This is a genomic window from Mucilaginibacter sp. OAE612, from assembly GCF_041806395.1.
Taxonomy (GTDB): Bacteria; Bacteroidota; Bacteroidia; order Sphingobacteriales; family Sphingobacteriaceae; genus Mucilaginibacter; species Mucilaginibacter rubeus.
Map to the genome: position 1 here is coordinate 4,307,915 of NZ_JBGMUW010000001.1, position 17,825 is coordinate 4,325,739.

11 protein-coding genes are annotated in these 17,825 nt (G+C 43.8%); 2 read left to right on the forward strand and 9 right to left on the reverse strand.

Annotated features, from left to right (window positions below):
• Positions 1 to 95 precede the first annotated feature (95 nt).
• The 8 genes from ABID99_RS17995 to ABID99_RS18030 all read right to left on the reverse strand — a co-directional run bounded on the left by ABID99_RS17995 (position 96) and on the right by ABID99_RS18030 (position 14,407).
• Positions 96 to 1,541: a hypothetical protein gene (locus ABID99_RS17995; RefSeq protein WP_373614641.1), complete on the reverse strand. Its 1,446-nt coding sequence runs from the start codon at positions 1,539 to 1,541 to the stop codon at positions 96 to 98.
• 302 nt (positions 1,542 to 1,843) lie between these two features.
• Complete coding sequence (locus tag ABID99_RS18000) at positions 1,844 to 3,418, reverse strand: FAD-dependent oxidoreductase (protein WP_373614642.1); 1,575 nt, start codon at positions 3,416 to 3,418, stop codon at positions 1,844 to 1,846.
• A gap of 284 nt (positions 3,419 to 3,702) precedes the next feature.
• Positions 3,703 to 5,187 carry a RagB/SusD family nutrient uptake outer membrane protein gene (locus ABID99_RS18005; protein WP_373614643.1) on the reverse strand — a complete coding sequence of 495 codons (1,485 nt, stop codon included), beginning with the start codon at positions 5,185 to 5,187 and terminating at the stop codon, positions 3,703 to 3,705.
• A 16-nt stretch (positions 5,188 to 5,203) separates the two neighbouring features.
• Entirely contained in the window at positions 5,204 to 8,590 is a 3,387-nt protein-coding gene (locus ABID99_RS18010) for a TonB-dependent receptor (RefSeq protein ID WP_373614644.1), read from the reverse strand.
• 139 nt (positions 8,591 to 8,729) lie between these two features.
• A complete protein-coding gene (locus ABID99_RS18015) occupies positions 8,730 to 9,941 on the reverse strand; it encodes a FecR family protein (protein WP_373614645.1) in 1,212 nt (403 codons plus the stop codon).
• A 278-nt stretch (positions 9,942 to 10,219) separates the two neighbouring features.
• Positions 10,220 to 10,846: an RNA polymerase sigma-70 factor gene (locus tag ABID99_RS18020; protein ID WP_373614646.1), complete on the reverse strand. Its 627-nt coding sequence runs from the start codon at positions 10,844 to 10,846 to the stop codon at positions 10,220 to 10,222.
• 142 nt (positions 10,847 to 10,988) lie between these two features.
• Entirely contained in the window at positions 10,989 to 12,839 is a 1,851-nt protein-coding gene (locus tag ABID99_RS18025; RefSeq protein ID WP_373614647.1) for a glycoside hydrolase family 36 protein, read from the reverse strand.
• A 26-nt stretch (positions 12,840 to 12,865) separates the two neighbouring features.
• Positions 12,866 to 14,407: a glycoside hydrolase family 28 protein gene (locus ABID99_RS18030; RefSeq protein ID WP_373614648.1), complete on the reverse strand. Its 1,542-nt coding sequence runs from the start codon at positions 14,405 to 14,407 to the stop codon at positions 12,866 to 12,868.
• Between the two features lie 447 nt (positions 14,408 to 14,854).
• On the opposite strand from ABID99_RS18030, the gene ABID99_RS18035 reads away from it, so the two are divergent.
• Positions 14,855 to 15,121, forward strand: a complete 267-nt coding sequence (locus ABID99_RS18035) for a hypothetical protein (RefSeq protein ID WP_373614649.1) — start codon at positions 14,855 to 14,857, stop codon at positions 15,119 to 15,121.
• A 337-nt stretch (positions 15,122 to 15,458) separates the two neighbouring features.
• Positions 15,459 to 16,118, forward strand: a complete 660-nt coding sequence (locus ABID99_RS18040; RefSeq protein ID WP_373614650.1) for a hypothetical protein — start codon at positions 15,459 to 15,461, stop codon at positions 16,116 to 16,118.
• A 94-nt stretch (positions 16,119 to 16,212) separates the two neighbouring features.
• On the opposite strand, the gene ABID99_RS18045 is transcribed toward ABID99_RS18040, so the two are convergent.
• Positions 16,213 to 17,760: a GDSL-type esterase/lipase family protein gene (locus ABID99_RS18045; RefSeq protein ID WP_373614651.1), complete on the reverse strand. Its 1,548-nt coding sequence runs from the start codon at positions 17,758 to 17,760 to the stop codon at positions 16,213 to 16,215.
• Positions 17,761 to 17,825 lie beyond the last annotated feature (65 nt).

Sequence of the window (17,825 nt, forward strand, 5' to 3'; positions counted from 1 at the left end):
ATGATAACGGCACACTATCTGATTACCTTTCAAGGTTCAGAGGATATATCATACAGGGTAAGGTAACTGCATAGCTTCTATTATTTTCATAGCTGTTAAGGTTGAAGCTCAACAATCAGCAATTGATCTGGTACGCCTAAAGCCAAAGTTGAAATATGAGTACTTGTTGTGATTGCATTAACAGAGCTCAGTGGCTGGTATGTTTTTACAACCGAAAAACTATGCGGGAATGTTATTGAAATATTTTGCACATCATCCGGCAAATCTTGAAAATTTTTAAAATCATAATTGACACCTGCGGGCTGTCCCTGCCAGAGCGCTAAATAGTAACTGCCGGTGTTTTTTTGAAATAACAAAGTTCGGAGATTGGTCGTGTCTCCGGCAACTGTATATGTCAGTGGGGCCAGTGTAATGCTACCGGAAACGTCTTTCAGTAAATCAATTGTATTTTTGATGGCCGTAAATGCCGGCTTAACACTACCATCCGTGTGAATCAAACCAAAGTTATTCTCACTATTATTGGGATCATTACTGTTTTGATCCATTAGTTCATAGGCGTAGGTCTTAACCGCTCCCCGCTTCAACTGCTCCATAAATAAAACGGAATAGTACTTCCCGGAACTGAGTTCGGACAAATAATGATACGCATTGGCATTGTACTCCGCTGATGTGGGCAGGTTATAATTACGGGCATTTTCATAACCAATCTCGGTAATCATAAAAGGTTTTCCATTTTGGATTGGTGGAAAAAAGCCTTTTGTTAAATCAAAATAAGTTCCCGGAAACATTTTCCAGTTCGAGCTACCGCTATCATAAGTATGAAAATTTATGTAATCGCAATAATTGCTGATCGAAGGTGAAATAGCTGCTACTTTATTGGGTTTTGAGGGCAGACTCCAGTAAGTTACCAGGCTTGTATTAACTATCCTGATTCCTGCTAACTCGGGCATAGCATGCGCCCTGGTGTATAGCGCTTTTTGAATTTTATAAGTCAAGGTATCCCATCCATTGGGATACCAGCTGTTGATAGTTAGATCCGGTTCATTAAAGCCTTCCAGATGCTGTATAGTTTGCCGCAGCCGGGCTGAATTTTTAAATATCGAAAGGTATGCGGCATCATCGCGTAAATTTAAACTATCTACCACCTTTCTGCTATCCAGGAGATAACTTACTTTAATGCCCAGTTCCTCATAAAGTTTAATGAACCGATTTTTAATCAAATCTGTATCTGCGGAAGGTATAAAAGCATGATAAGGCACTGCATCACGAATATTTTTAATCCCCAGCGTCTTCAATGACGGATAAACAACGTCATCAAATCTGCTTTTATATATCGGAAACCTGAGATGGACATTAACGCCAACGGAATTGACAAAGTCGGACGCGGCAAGTGGCGTCTGGGTAATTTGGACCTGGCCGGACAAAGCCTTGCTTTGATTATTTGGAGGATCTGCAATTGAAGGCTTTTCTGTTTTACAGGAAAACAAAAGCGTTGCCAGCGCCGCTAACAAAGTGGTATATAGCAATGGTGTCTTTTTCATTGTTGTAAGTTTTTAAATATCATATAGCTTGCGACCCGTGAACTTTATTATTTACGAGTGTTTACATTTGCTTTATTCGGGTAACAGCCGACAAATCGAACGACCTTAATTATCAGGCGGCCCCCAACAGGATCACTATCCGCAAAATCACTGTAGCCTCTGCCCTTTAATTTGATGCGAACCGCAGCCGATTGGGATCCGTCATTTTAAAGTTACCTGCCGCGGTATGGAAGGATCAGCTATCCGGACCAAAGACCATCGGGTTAATCCCAATTAAGGTAGCAGACTTTAGAATCCGGTTGTCACTGTTTATCATTCGATATCCATTGTTTCTCATCCCGATTAAACAAAACGCCCTCATGTTTTAAAATCTCCTGCAGCTTCCTGGTATTCACTTCCTGTACAGGCTGTTTGTTTTTAGCAGCCATCACTGCTGCTATACCTGCGGCCTGGCCAAGTTGCATCCAAGTTACCTCAACCCTGATGGAGCAAAAACCGACGTGGGAAGCGGAGACACAAACCGGCACCAATAAATTGGTACAGTCATTTCGCTTCGGGGTAATAATGCGATAAGCAAGTTCATACGGCTTGTCGACTTTAACCCAGATACGGCCTTCATTTATGTATTGTGTTTTGGATATCGCCACTTTTTGCACGTGATGGCAATCCACAAAATGAGATCCCAATGCAATCGCATCATTTTTTGCAGTTTCTTCAAAAATGTCTTTTTGTGTTTGTACATAACTTCCGATCATTCGGCGCGCTTCGCGGATATACAAGTAATAAGGAAAGTTATGGTTGTCCTTAAATTCATCAGGCGCCAAACCGTATCTGTTCGCCTCATCGAGTAATTGTTTTGGCACGGACTGATCATGCTGCAAAAAATAGAGAAGGCCTAATGTCCAATCCTTATGATCCTGGAAAATTTGTTTCCGCTTTTCGTACCCGGCATCCGGATAACTGGTGTTACCGCCAAAAAGCCCAAGTGAGATAACCGAATTTTGTTTATTATTGGCTTCAAACTTTCCCGGCGGATAGTTCCAGGAATATAAATCGATAATATCTGCCAGTATGGTATCAGGATGCTTAGCCAGCAGGCGCCTGAGCGTAAGGAAACGGTTTGCATCGTAATGCGATGGCGGAGGAAACGGTACCTTATCGGTGTTGGTAGACATCATCAACCGGAAATTATAATTGATGATCCTTTTACTGGCTTCCCCGTTTATTAAATTTTTTGCTGCTGCAAATCCGGGAAGTAAATTTCCATTGTCATCATAGGGCGAAACGTCTATAGGTTTATCCAACAAACGTATACCGGCAAGCGATTCGCCATACTGCATTTTGCTTTCCCGCCCAAAGGTATAGGATACGCCTGCCCTTGCCATTAAATCGCCTTCATAAGTTGCATCAATAAAAGTATCTCCGCTTATTCTTTTTCCGTTGGTCAATGTTATACTTTGGATAGCGCCGCCTCTTTTATTTACGATATGAACAAAAGCACCGTAAACAACGGAGATATGCTGTTCGGTTAGCATAGCAACAAATATTTTTTCTGCAACATGCGATTCAAAGTAAAAAGCGGGTTTATTCATTCCGTAAGCCTTACCAATTCGGGTATAGACCTCCAGCGGAATTCCCGAGATCGTTTCCTCAATCATATGTTCGGTTTCCGCAGTTCCGATTCCACTGGTATTCATACCACCTACATGGCGGGTCTGCTCAATTAAAATGACTTTAGCACCCTGTCTGGCCGCCGCTACTGCAGCTGATATCCCGCCGGGCGTTCCACCATAAACTACTACGGTAGGCCTGTCGGAAGCGTTTGACCTGAAAGCGTAAAGTATCAGCAATACAATTACTCTATATGTTTTTTTCATCTGTTTAGTTATAATACAGGTTTGCCTATCGGTAACAGCCGCTGCTTAAGTTTACCGGACGATATGCATCTTTTGGTATCTCAGTACCGGTAACCAAGGCAACAAGCTTTCGATTTCTGATTTTCCGGTCGGAAATGAAGCAGGATAGTTGATTTGAATCTTACGGCAAAATCAGCGTCAGACAGATAATCATCATGCTTTTGCTATACGAACCGCTTAATCCAATTCAGAACGAGTACCCTCTCAACCCATTTCATTCGCGATTATCCTTGATCAGGACCTGATCAATAACCGGGATTTTGTGTAAGTGCCGGATTTACATCGATCTGGTGCTGCGGGATAGGGTAAAGCAGATTTTTTTGTGAAACCGGTATTCCTGCAGCTTGCAAAGTGCTAATATATTTGCCCGTCCTTAACAAATCCCAGCGGCGATGCCCCTCAAAACAAAGCTCCCAGCCCCGTTCCTGTAAAACCGCATCCCTGAACTGAGCCTGCGATAAGCCGGTCAGGTTTTGAGGATTGGCTGATGAATTGCCGTTTCTTGCACGCGTACGCACCTGATTAATGGCATCATAGGCATCAGGCGTTGGACCATTGACTTCATTAATCGCTTCGGCATACATAAGCAGCACGTCAGCATAACGTATAATCATAAAATTATTCCGCGCATCAAATTCCGCGCAAGGTAAGGGGTCCCAGTATTTATCAACACAAGGGCCGTTGCGGGCAGATACCAACTGATTGTTTGCCGGATTTACTTTTTGAGTGATGATAGTAACTTGTTTGCGATAGTCGCCTGACAGGTAAGAATTTACATAGGCGGGTTCTACATTGTATGACCCACCGCCCTGGTTGATAGGATATGAAAAATAAATTGAAAAAAATTCAGCCATCGGACTGCCATAAGCCGTCTTTACACAACTGTATTGTGCTGAAAAAATATGCTCCTGGCCATTCTTGTTTTCAGGCGGAAAAATGTTCTTATAATCCAAAAACAGGCTATATAACTTAGAATCAATTACTTGCTTGGCATACAGAACCGCATTGGTGTAGTCCTTGCGGGTAAGGTAAACTTTTGCAAGAATCGACTTCACGGCGCCGCTTGTCGCCCGCCCGATCGTCCCGGCGGCAGTGTATTTCAGCGGCAGCCCTGCGGCATCCGCATCTTTTAAATCATTAATGATCTGCGTGTAGATATCATTAGCGGCAGTCCGCGGTATACTAACATTCACGACATCGGAAGTAGGTGTAGTAACCAACGGCACGTCCCCGAATGCCTGTACCAGGTTAAAGTATGTCAGTGCCCTCAGGAACTTCGCCTCCCCTATTACCTGCGCTTTAGCGGTAGCATCCATCGCAATCCCCGGAACGTTTTTGATCACACGGTTTGCCCGGTCAATCAACAGGTAACAGTTGGTGTAAAAAGAATCAAAAGTAGGGTTGGAGGAGGAATAGGTATTGGTTTTAAAATCTAATATCGTGGCGCCAACGGTTGACTCAACGTTCAATTCTTCTGAATTAAGATCAGCCAGGTTAATCATTGTCATACCATATATGGTTCTTAACCGGTCATATACGGCATCAAGTGCAACCGTAGCATCACTTGCGGTTTTAAAAGAATTTTCCTCCCCTAAAAACGAATAAGGCTTTTCGACGAGATTGTTTTTGCAACTGCCTCCCAGTATCAACACCAAAGCCAGTAAACCGCACCAAAGAGTGCGCCCCTTGAAAAGCAGCATTTTGCTCAAAAATTTATATTGTGGTTTCATGTTTATCAGATTTAATTTAAAATGTAGCAGACAGACCAAGCATATAGATCCTTGACGGCGGATAATTGAAATTATCTCTTCCGTACACGGTGTTACTGTTGAAATCGCCGTTGACTTCAGGATCATAGCCGCTGTACTTAGTGAACGTAAGCAGGTTTTGCGCGCTAAAGTAGACACGGGCTTTCTTGATAATTTTCGTAAATGTTGGCAATTGGTACCCGAACGTAACATTTTTTAAGCGTATAAACGAGCCATCCGCTATCGCAAAGTTCGAAACCGCAGGCAAAACCCACTGACGTATACCTCCAACAGTGTTACTCGGGTTACTTTGTGTCCAATGATTCTCGTAGTATGATTTGAGGTGGTTGTATTGCGCATCTATCAAAGTCGTGAACGTGTTGTAAATTTTATTGCCTTGAACACCCTGCAGGAAAAACGAGAAGTCGAACCCTTTGTATGCGAAATTATTGGTGAGGCCAAAAACAAATTTAGGGAGGCCGTTTCCCAATACCTGACGATCTGTCGATTCATTGTAGACACCATCACCATTTACGTCTTTCCAGCGATACGCGCCAGGCAAACTACCCGCTTGTGCCAACGGACCCGCGGCCGCAATCTGTTGCGTTGTTTGCCACACGCCATCAAATACATTACCGTAAAAGGACCCAAGGGGTTTCCCAACCTCAATTATCGTTAACCCGGAAAAATAATGATCTACGCCATTAGCTAGTGCGGTGACTTTGTTTTCGTTGTAAGAAACGTTACCGGCCGTAGTCCATTTAAACCCGTTTGCACCTTTGTCAATATTTACAGACGTAATTGCCAATTCAAACCCTTTATTTTGTACACTGCCAATATTACGCAAGACGCTGGTAGCGCCTGTTGTTGCGGGTAAATCCACATATAACAATAAACCGCTGGTTTTTTTCAAGTAATAATCTCCGACAACGGTGATTCGGTTATTCCAAAAACCAGCATCGAGACCGATATCCAGTTGTGCGGTTTTTTCCCATTTCAGATCCGGGTTTTCAATACGCGAGACTTGGTTGGTAAGTACTTCGATATCATTAAATACAGTTTTCCCGATGGTGTATTGAGGAAGCGAATTATATAAGCCAATTCCATCATTCCCGGTAATACCGTAACTGGCCCTAAACTTGAGGTCGCTTATAGCAGGATTGTTTCTTAAGAAATTCTCGTCAGAAATACGCCAGGCAAATGCGCCGGAGGGGAAAAATCCATACTTATTATTGGCACCGAAGCGTGACGAGCCGTCTTCGCGTGCACTAACCGTGAACAGGTAACGGCCTTTAAAACGGTAATTTATCCTGGCCAAATAGGAATTCAGGCCCCACTTCTCCAGCCTGCTGCTTGTAATATCAAGTGTATTGGCTGCCGATAAGTTATTGGCACCCAATACATAGTTCGGGAAATTTTCCGCTTCCTGATAGGTTGTTTGCAGCCTGTTGCTTTGAAAGGTGACGCCAGCAAGTATATCAAATGCGTGATTAGCATTTATTTTCCTGGTATACGTAAGCGTGTTTTCATTCAACGTATTGATGTTTTCAGAAGTGCCGTTACTGCCGTAGCCGTTTCGGCCACTCCCTGCAAGAGTTTGTGGGGTAAAGAATACGTTTCTGAATGAATTTTGAACGTCCGCACCAAAACTGATATGGGCCTTCAGGCCTTCTGTTAGGCCGAAATCGCCAAATACATTACCCAGCATTCTGTCAGTTGTAAGCAAATTCGTTGATGTATTTTGCACAGCAACCGGGTTGGGCGTACTCGCGAAACCTGTTCCGGGGCCTAAATTCAATAACTGATAGTTACCATCCGCTGCGTAAACGGGGCTGGCTGGTGATATCGTCAGCGCCTCGTATATAGGACCCGCAACCAGGCCTTCTGACACGCCGTTATTAACTGTCCGCGATGCAGCAAGGTTGGACCCAATTTTAACGTGCCCGCTCAAGGTGGCGTCTAAGTTTATCCTCGATGCGTAGCGTTTAAAGTTGTTGACTATGACAATGCCGTCCTGATTTAAATAATTCCCGCTAACCAGGTATTTTACTTTATCGGAGCCACCGGTAATGGACAATTGATAGCTTTGCACCGGGGCGGTCCTAAAGATTTCTCTTTGCCAGTCGGTACCCTCTCCATATGAGGCAACAGGTTGAGGATAAGCACCACCGGGGTTTCCAAACCGTAACGGGAAGCCGAGATTGACAAGTTGCTCATTCTTCAAATTGAGATGATCCATTGCATTCCCTAGCTTTAGTTTTTTAACGACCTGCTGTTCACCGGCATAGGTTTCGAATTCAATATTAGCTTGTCCAAGTTTTCCACGCCTGGTGGTTACCAATACCACACCATTCGCTCCCCTCGAACCATATATTGCAGTAGCTGAAGCATCTTTCAAAACCTCTATTGACTCAATATCATTCGGGTTAATGGTAGAGAGGGGGTTAGCATAGCTGGCTCCGCTGCCACTGGCACCGTTTGCAGCGACAGGAACCGAAATTGGAAAACCGTCAATGACATATAAAGGATCATTGCTGGCAGAGATAGAATTGCCGCCACGCACGCGAATAGTTATCCCCCCGCCGGGTGCATTAGATGCCTGAGTAATCTGCACACCGGACACTTTCCCTTGCAATGCCTGGTTAAACGAGTTAATCGGTTGCGATTTGATTTCATTGGCCCCTATTGAGGAAACCGAACCCGTTAGGTCTTTTTTGCGGACCGTACCATAACCGATCACTACGATTTGGTTCAATCCCTTTGCTTCCACTTTTAACTGAACATTAATTGTAGTGCGCCCTTCAATAGGAATTTCCTGGGTCAAATAACCGACACAGGTAAAAACAAGTGTTCCCTTACCATCGGGAACACTGAGAGCATAATTGCCTTTGGCATCTGATATCGTCCCTATATTGGAATCCTTGAATTTGATGCTTACTCCGGGCAGATCTCCTTGCTCATCCGTCACTTTGCCCGTTAATTTGATAGCGGCGACAGATTCACTGAGGATAGGCACAGGCGATTTTGCGGGTGTGATTAATATCGTTTTTTGATTGATCACATATTGGAAGGGCTGGTCAATAAAACACGCTTTTAAGGTCTCTTCCAATGATCCGTCTTTTATTTTAACCGTAACAGGTTTGGCATTGCTTAAAATTTCCGGGTCGCAAAGAACACTGTAACCAGTTTGTTTGTGGATATCGTTTAAGGTTTCCCATAGCGGGGCATTCCTTTTATTCAGGTTAATCTTTTGAGCAAGAGAGGAAGCACTTACCTGAACGAAAGCGATAAGACAGATAAAAAAAGAAAGTTTCATTACTCTCCATAATTTAGGATGAACATGGAACATACGCCCACGCTCAAATGCTGTATAAATTTTATACATTTGAATCTTAGGTTAATTAATAATTGGTTGTTAACAGCGATCATACTGATTACCTGCTTACACAGTTCTCAAGACTGTGTTCACCAGGGGCGGTTGCAACGCCCCTGGTCTTTTTCCGGTAATCTCTTTTAGTAGAATATTAATTCATCAAGATTACCCTCCTTCCTTCTATTTTATAGTGAATCCCGGATGTTATGGTTATGTTATCAAGCAGTTCCGTAATGTTCTTGTATTTGGATACAATACCCCTTAGTTTCTTTTGGCCTGCACCGGCGCGGTACTCCACATCCACATCGTACCATCTTGCAGCTATCTTTAATACGTCCTCAATCCGCTCATCGTTAAAAACAAACAGGCCATTTTTCCAAGCCATCACCTCATCCAGGTCGGCATTTCTGATAGTTAAAGGCTCTTTCAGATTATTCACGGCCATCTGGCCCGGCTTTATAATGACATGGCTGTTTTTACAGCTTACTTTTACCGAGCCCTCCAGTAAAGTTGTCCTGATATCGGCATCATCATCATAAGCCTTGATTTCAAAATGCGTCCCCAATACTTCCACCGTTTGCTTGCTTCCTACGTTGACATGAAATGGCTTTTCGGGATTCTTAGCCACTTCGAAATAGGCCTCCCCGGCTAATTTTACCTGGCGTTCTTTGCCTTTGAAGGCAACTGGATAGGTTAATGATGACGCCGCATTAAGCCAGACGCGGGTACCATCCGGAAGGGTCACCTGATATTGCCCCCCTTTGGGAACATACAAAGTGTTTAATTCGTTCTCTGTATCCGGTTGAGTGCCTGCAGAACCGGCGTCCCGATAGGCTATTTTGCCGTCCGCCTCTTTACGGACAACGGCGCCCGCCTGATTAGTGATATTTCCTCTTTGGGCTGCTTGAAGATCTATTTTAGTTCCATTGGACAAAACCAATATTGCTTTATTGACACCCGGCGTAATCTCGATCTTTTTAACACGAAGCGATAGCTGCTCTTTACGCGGCTTGCCTTTGTATAACCAGAAGCCAACAGATAGCGCTATAAGAACCGTTGCTGCTACAGCAATCCTCAAGGGATAGCTTTTTGTTCTTTCAGATCTCAGGTCATGGTCTCGGTCATGAGCGATCCGGGCTTTCATATTCCTTAATGCATTTTCAACATTAAATTCCAGCAGGAGCCCGATATCGCCGTCGCGGATATTTTCACTTAACAACCTTTCAAGGATTTCCCTGTTGCCGGCGTTCCTGTCTAACCACGCCTCCAGTTCGGCCTCTTCTGCTGCTGTGAGGGTATCACTAAGTTTCCCTGCTAAAAGTTTGCTTATATGAAATGAATCATACAACTTTTTATTCGACATGGCCTATGAATTGGTGTTAATGTTATAGAAACAATGCATACGGGTGTTTCCTCTAAAACATTGAAAAAAATATTTACGTTCTTAAATACTCGTCGTATTCAGTGAGGAAAACCTTATTCAATTTACAGTCAGTCCCTTGTGAAAAGCGTGCCAATTGAAACAATAAAAAAAGGTGATGATATAGCAGCATAGTACAGAAAGCCGGGCAACTGCATGTAATAGGGAATTAGAACATACCGGGCAACGTAACCTTAAAACTTTAAGACCGGAATTGTTTCTTATTTGAAATACATGGATAGCATCACGGAAGTTAAAATACTAAATGATCTTCCCGAAAGACGTTTCTTTAAAATCGAAAGCCCCCGCATTTTTTGGTTGTAAACGGTGCTTGTCGTTATATTAAGTTTGTCCGCAACTTCCTTAGGTTGCAGACCGTCTTCAAAGATCATCTTAATGATTTTCGCGCATTGTTCAGGGAGGGCATCTACTTCAATCGCAATCTCACGTAATACCTCCGTGTAAATAATCTCATTAATTACCGGTTCCTGAAATTCATGTTCCAGTAAGCCGAACTCAGCGTCATGCTTTATTTTCCGTTGTTCTTTATTTAGAAAATTAATCGAAGCGTTACGGGTGCTGATGTATAAAAAAGCTTTTATCGAGTTCAGAGAAATAAAATCGGCATGCTTGTTCCATAGCTTATAAAAAATATCCTGAACAATCTCTTCTGCTGCAAATCTATCAGATGTTAGCCTGGTCGCATAAAAGCACAGGGCGTTATAAAACTTTTCGAAAACATGATCAAACGCTTGTATGTCGCCAAGTTGCAGCCTGTGCATTAATTCATTTTCATTCAGGTTTTTTAATTGATCAACCGCCATGGCGTCGGGGGAAAGTACACCCAAATACAAATCTATACAATTAAAACTAAAAATGTCAACGCGTTTGAGCGAAGCCGGATCTAACTTTGCTAACTGGAAGGATCCTATTGGGAGCCGGCTTAGTAGCTATTAAACACTTATTTATATGGCCAGATCTGTAATCCAGTTACCGTAAGTAAGCTATCCCTGAAGGCGGAATACTCAACCTTTGAATACCTGAACCACCTTTTAATTTGCTAACCCGTATTTTTTTCCCTTCACAGTTAAATATCGCTGCGCTATAGCTTCGGGCTGCCATTAACTTTATCAATACTCCGCCGGTGGTTTTCCCGTTAATGATATCTACAAACGGTTTATTTAAAAGAAGCGGTTGGCTTTGATCGCTATAAATACCGGCGATCAGCTTACCTCCTTTTTCGCTGCTGAGCACCGGGTAATTCATTTCCGGCCCGTAAGCCCGGAACCTACCTTTTATCAGAACATCTTTGTTTTTGAGCCAGTAACGGGTATAAAACCGGATCATATTCAGATGTGACGTAGGAATGTCACCTAACCGTACGGAAAGCTGGGGAACGGAGAAAATCACATTCAGGAACTGCAGGGCCGCAACATCCGGCGTATCATTATAATTCCAGGTGAGCATATCAGAATGAACTGCTGTTGCACCTGCCAGCAGCCTGATATCTGTTATCCTGATACGGTTTGTAAGCGCAGCCGCAGCACAATCGCCTGCCCTGAACATGTTGCCATATTTACGCATTGCAGGTCCAGTGTATGATTGCCTAAACTCGATCAGGATATCTGGTTTGACGGAAGTGAGCGCGTTCTTTATCTCTGACATCAACGCATCAAGACCTGCATAAACCGATTGATAATCTGCATCTTTACTAACACTTGGTGGCTCACCTGGTTGATTCGTAAAACTGTCAATAAAATCAAGTTTAAAGCCGTCGAGCTTCCATGTTCTCAAGGCCGACACATAACGATCAACTATAAACTTTCGCACCTCTGGATACCTGGGATCAAGTACCGCGGCAGATTGACGGTCGCTTTTATATAAAAATTTATTTTCAAAACGTTCATAAGCTTCGGCGTGATAACCCATAAAAGGTACCGAATACCAAAGCAGGCATTTCATCCCGGTTGCATGTACCTTCTTCACAAAATCAGCCATATGTACAAGTCGCTCCGGCTTCCAGTCGCCGGTAAAGCCATAGCCACCCGCATGGCTGACCGTTTGCCAGCCGTCATCAACAATAATTCCGGTATAACCCAGTTTACGGGCTTCTATGCATTCTTTAAGCAATAAGGCCTCGTTAAAATTTTGATGATAACTATACCATGTCGAATATAAAGGTTGTTTCGCCGCCGTCGGGATTACCGCAGGATGATACTCAGGCATAGCAGACCACCAGGCGGCTACGCGGCCTAACGCTCCCTCATACCTTTCATCCCGGTCATTCAGCATCACGGTAACCTGGTACGACCTGCTGTTCCGCTCTTCGCCGGTGAGTTCGATGGCGGCACTGCAATTAAGTACTGAATTATCTTCATTTACACCGGCAGATAATACAGTTTTGTGAAATGCATCAGACAAAGCTACCGTTAACCGGTTTCGCCCGGCATCGTTATACATGGCCAAAACCGGTGCCTGGCTGGCAAGGTTAGCTTGCGTTTTAAAGCCTGCGTGCATAAAACGTGCTTCGTTACCATTAGTAGTCCACAAACCTGTAATGTCGCGAAGCGGCGAGCTCCATTGAATGTTAATTTCATTCTTAAATGTTCCTGTAGCAGTAAAGCGGCAGGTGAGGAGTAAAACCCCGGCTTTAGCGTAAGCATGACTGATATTAACGTTCAGGCCTTCCTGCTTTGGAACAGTAAATGTGAAAGCGCCCACCTGGTATTCCTGGGCTTTGCCTTGTATACACACAAAGCAAAATACGAATAACAGCAGTTTAAAAACAGGAGCAGTTTCAGCGCCTTTTTTGCTTTCAGGTTTAGATATGGTAATTTTCATTTGCTTATTCAGGTATCAATAAATATTTATCTGATGGTAAGCGCCTTTTTCGATGCCGAATCTTTTAATTCATAAAGGCGGTGGATATGGTCATCGTACTTCCCGGTTATACTGATGTGGTTTGATCGCGCACCGCGGATCCGGAAAAGGAGCGGGATTATTTGATCAGCTGTATCGCCTTCAAAACTAAATCCCGAAACATCATTTAGTTCAACCAATGGAGCATGTTGTATGGGTGCCGTTGCTTTTAGGTCAGAAACCCGGATTTCACGTCCATCCTCAACGTACACAGCGGGCCGGGCCTCGCCCGCAGCTGGCCTGAACTGAACGTTATAAAGGCTGATACCACCAACGTGCCTGAGATATATCCCATAGGCAGGCAAAATGACGCCGAACATCCGATTTTCGGGATAAGCACGTTCCTGCTCCGGGATTATAGCGGTATAATCGGTTTCACTTCCTCCCCCGGGACTTTGAATGTTGATGTCGCGCAACACGACATTCTCTATCCGGAAACCCGGAATTGCTGTAATACTACTCGCTATCCTGCTTACGCTTTTGGCGGTTATATTGCTGATCATTACATTCCTGACAATGCCCGCGGCATTACTCCTGCTACCCAACCTGACAAATAGCGGTGTCTGTACGCCATCCATCACAATATTGTTGATATTAATGCCATCCATCACCCCACCGTCAACTATCTCCAGCGCAATCCCTGCCAGCCCCGTCACCGGTTCCGTTACCCCGGGCACACTTCGTTCCCAAAAGCGCAAACGCGATTCGGAAGCCCTCTGCAAAATACAGCTGCTTATACTGATATTTTTGAAGCCTCCTACAGAGGCGGTACCCATTTTAATAAAATTGCAATTGGAGGCGAGCACACAGTTGGATACGGTTACATTTTGGCAAATGAAACTGCTGTCGCTTTTAAAACACAAAGCATCATCGTCAGTATCGATGATGCAGTTACTAACGGTTACATTCTTACTGTCGATATCCAATCCGTCGTTATTAAAATTAACGTGGGCGTATATATAGATACCTTCAACATTCACCCGGTCATTATACAGCAGGCGAAAGGTCCAGAAAGCCGGGTTTTTAAGGCTGATGCCGGAAACCAATACCTTACTGCATTTCTTGATCAGGACCAGGAATGGCCTGTCGGGTGCGTTATCGCCTTTATAAAAGGAGCCCCCGTTCCCATTGATCTCACCGCTGCCGGTAATGCCTACGTCGGTGGCTTCCAAAGCGAATATCAGCCCCCGCTCACCGGAAACTTTGGGGTAATCAGCACGATTCCTGCTCCCCGAAATTTTGGCCCCGCTGTTCACATAAAGTTCAACATGGCTTTTTAAATATATTGTCCCCGTCAAAAAATCTCCTGAAGGCACCACTACCCGCCCGCCGCCATTAGCGCTGCACGCATCAATAGCTTTCTGAATATACTTTGTGGATAATTGACTGCCGTTTCCTATCGCGCCATAATCTGTGATAAGGTAGTCGGTGGCAAGTGCTATACAGGGGAAAGCAATACTAACAAAGAGCAGGGCAATGATCTTCTTCATCGTTATTTAATTTGATTGTTTGCTGTTTGAGCGTTGCCGGCTTTGTGCAGATTCGGCGGGCCATGCCAGCAGGTGGGTACCGGCAAAAAGAAAAAATGACGACAGAAAATAGTTTCTCATAATCCATTCATTGTTCAAATTGGTAAAGCCTCCAGCACAGGACCGGGAGACAATGACAGCGAAACTATCAAATAGTATATTTCAGGTTAAATGCATTCTCGGGCAGAGTCAAGCACAATGAGCCTTCCTTAATTTTTTATTATTTTACCTGTATTATTGTTAACCGGACTGATGCTTCCAATTAACAAGCCAAAGTACCGGCGCAAAAAAACTTTAAAAAACAACACCAACTGTAACAAATTAAGATCGCATTTTAGCATATTTGAGAGCCCCCTAACAACCTAATTGCTCCACCGCTGATTTTTTTTGCACGATCGTTGACCTGAAATGAAAAACCCTGATTATTTGCTAAAATGTACTCAGTTAATTGAGGATAAAATGCAGTCGGGCCCGAGCAGCGACTGGATTGATTACAATTATACCATGCTTCATGACCAGATTTTTGAGGCAACCAAAATTTCGATCAGTGTACGTACACTGAAACGTATTTTCAAGGTAAACGATAATTACGAACCGCAAATCGCAACTAAAAACGCGATGGCGCAATACCTTGGTTATAAGGACTGGGCGTTTTTTTTAAAAGAAAAATTTTGAAAAGGAGGCCAAACCTGTTGAAATTCCGGCCAGTGTTGTTAATCCAGATATTCCGGTCACTGGTAAAAAAAGTAATCGGGGCTTTTGGATTGCCGGCGGGCTTCTGTTAATCGTCGCCACAATTGGGATAACATTTTTTTTCCATCAACCCGATATTACCTTCAACGTAAAGAACACTTCGGGACATGCCCCGTTAACCGCTGCCATTAGTTATGACCTATCCGGTTTAAATTATAAAAACGCGTTTATAGATTTTGGGAGCGGAGGTGAATATAAACTGCTGCTCGGCGCCAAAGGCGAGCTTACCTATCAGTACAAAACACCTAACTTTTACAAAATGAGGCTGATTGTTGATGGCCGCGTATTGGCAAAAAACGCGGTTGATGTACAAACAAACGGATGGGTTTGTTATGTTGGCAATAATGACCAGAATGCAAGGGTAGTAATCGACTCAAACAAATTCAGCGATAAAACGTCCCTGTATTTTGCACCGGCAGTAATAAGCGGTCTTAATATTGACACCAAAGAGGAATATTGGGTTGACTATCGAAACATCAAAAATTTCCATGTGGACGGAGATCAAATGACTGTTGAATTTCGTTTGCGCAATAGCCAGGACATGGGTGGATTCGATTGCTTTGACACCAGCCTGGAGTTTACAGGAGAAAGCGGGCGGGGCCGTTTCAAATTTGTTAAACCCGGCTGTACCCAGTTTGCTGATACCGAGTTTGGAGATACCCAGTTAACCGGAAACTTCCACAACTTATCGTCATTGGGAATTGATCTGTCAAAATGGACCGTGGTACGCATCGAAACGCGAAATAAAACCAGCATGGTTTATATAAACAACGTTTTTAAATACAAAACGGTTTACAACACTCCAATAGGCAACATCCGCGGACTTTTTTGCCGGTTTAAAGGAACAGGACAACTTGATCTTATCAGGGTATATGATCAACAGCATCATTTGGTATATGGTGACGAGTTTAACCAATAACCGGATATTTTAAACCCGGTTAATGGTATTATAAAACAGGAAGGAGTCTGTACAGTACCAGCTTTAAGCCCTAAGCTATTTGCTCTTTTTAAGCTTAGTTTTCGTTGAATGCTTTCTTGATGAGCGGAGCAAGCAGGCGATAGCCGGTTGCATTAGGATGAAGACCGTCACCAAATAATTCCTCCTTAATTTTGCCGGCATCGTCAAGTAACACTGCCCCGGGATTAATGTATTTAATATTCATTTCTGAAGCAAGCTTTTCAATGCCGCCGTTAAGCACAGCGATCCTTGCCTCCAGGTTACGGCGCGGCATGATACCGGAAATGAGTAACCCGCTTTGAGGCTGCCTCGTTTTAGCAGCAATAATAAGCTGCCTAAGCCCCTTGATAATTTCTTGGTCGGTATTCGATTGCAGATTATTTGTGCCTGCCATCAATAAAATGTGCCCGGCCTTAAAGCCATCCAACTCATCATGATAGATCCGCCAGAGTACATTTTCAATCCTGTCCCAGCCAAAACCCATATTTTGTACCGCTAAGGGCTGCAAATAAGTATCCCACGAATCTTTTCCCCTTGCCATGGTTGATTGCGGCAGCCCACCCCAGTAGTGAATAATAGAATTGGCAAATATGATATTTTTGGGGAACCCTGTTTTGATCAAAGCGAGTTGATCTGCATGCCTTTGCCGCCAGTCATAATTTCTGTCACGGTGCTGGGTTAAAGGTTTCATGGTTGAAACATCTCCCTCGGGTTCCTGAAGTACAAGGCGTACCTGTGCATTGAAGGCGACCCGGTCATCAACCGCGGGGCGGCTTAATGTATAGACATCTTTAGTTCCTGCTGTCTGCCTGGTAATTTGGTTCCATATCGGCTTTGATTCGTTTAATGATTCATGCTCACAAGGAATGACAAACACAGGAATGCCGGCTCGCGCTATTTGGCGGGCATCTTTGATCATATGACTTATCTTGCCAGTTCCCCGGTAAGCGCAAGCCTCCAGCAAAACCGCTTTTGTCCTGGGCCTTGCTGCCTGTGCTAAAAATGCTTTCCGATCTGCCTTACTATCAAAAACGATAGCAGGACGATCCAGGTCTCTTTCCAGCCGGGCCGGCCAAATGTCTCCTGGGTCAATGTCTTTGTCTTCTCCTGCCTGCTTATATATAATAATTTGTTTTTCGGGCTGAAGCGGCAGCAACTCCAATTGGCTTTGTGCACCTGTACCTATCTCCATCTCAGCCGGCACCCTCCCTATTGGCAAAAACAGCCGGTATTCGATGCTTTTACGGGGTTGATGATTATCCCTTGAAATATCCCGGAATAACAACGTAACCGAATCCGCTCCTGACTGGCTTCCTTCAAATTCAGTCCATTTTCCGTCATCATCCAAAGCGTATAGCCTGCATTTACTGTCTGTTGACTTGATTGTAGTTTTTTTAACCTGCCCGTAAACCAGGCGAACAATCAGATCATTGGTATTCGTAACGAAATTCAAATAAGGGTAATTTCCTTTTTCGCCAGATAGCCCATTCAAAACCTGTCGAAGCGGTGCGTGAAACGCAGTCCAGTGAATCCCCGCTGTCTGGGCAGAACAAAATATCGGGGCTGCTACAGCAAGAAGTAAAGTTAATCTCTTAAATTTCATAGGTGCATTTTTATCAAACTGTCCGCCGAAGATTTCGGCGGACAGTTCCCTTAATTCAAACGATA

Bases quoted from the DNA above. Each gene is read 5' to 3' on its own strand.
- ABID99_RS17995 (WP_373614641.1), bottom strand. From the start codon at position 1,541: ATGAAAAAGACACCATTGCTATATACCACTTTGTTAGCGGCGCTGGCA.
- ABID99_RS18000 (WP_373614642.1), bottom strand. From the start codon at position 3,418: ATGAAAAAAACATATAGAGTAATTGTATTGCTGATACTTTACGCTTTC.
- ABID99_RS18005 (WP_373614643.1), bottom strand. From the start codon at position 5,187: ATGAAACCACAATATAAATTTTTGAGCAAAATGCTGCTTTTCAAGGGG.
- ABID99_RS18010 (WP_373614644.1), bottom strand. From the start codon at position 8,590: ATGTATAAAATTTATACAGCATTTGAGCGTGGGCGTATGTTCCATGTT.
- ABID99_RS18015 (WP_373614645.1), bottom strand. From the start codon at position 9,941: ATGTCGAATAAAAAGTTGTATGATTCATTTCATATAAGCAAACTTTTA.
- ABID99_RS18025 (WP_373614647.1), bottom strand. From the start codon at position 12,839: ATGAAAATTACCATATCTAAACCTGAAAGCAAAAAAGGCGCTGAAACT.
- ABID99_RS18030 (WP_373614648.1), bottom strand. From the start codon at position 14,407: ATGAAGAAGATCATTGCCCTGCTCTTTGTTAGTATTGCTTTCCCCTGT.
- ABID99_RS18035 (WP_373614649.1), top strand. From the start codon at position 14,855: ATGAAAAACCCTGATTATTTGCTAAAATGTACTCAGTTAATTGAGGAT.
- ABID99_RS18040 (WP_373614650.1), top strand. From the start codon at position 15,459: ATGAGGCTGATTGTTGATGGCCGCGTATTGGCAAAAAACGCGGTTGAT.
- ABID99_RS18045 (WP_373614651.1), bottom strand. From the start codon at position 17,760: ATGAAATTTAAGAGATTAACTTTACTTCTTGCTGTAGCAGCCCCGATA.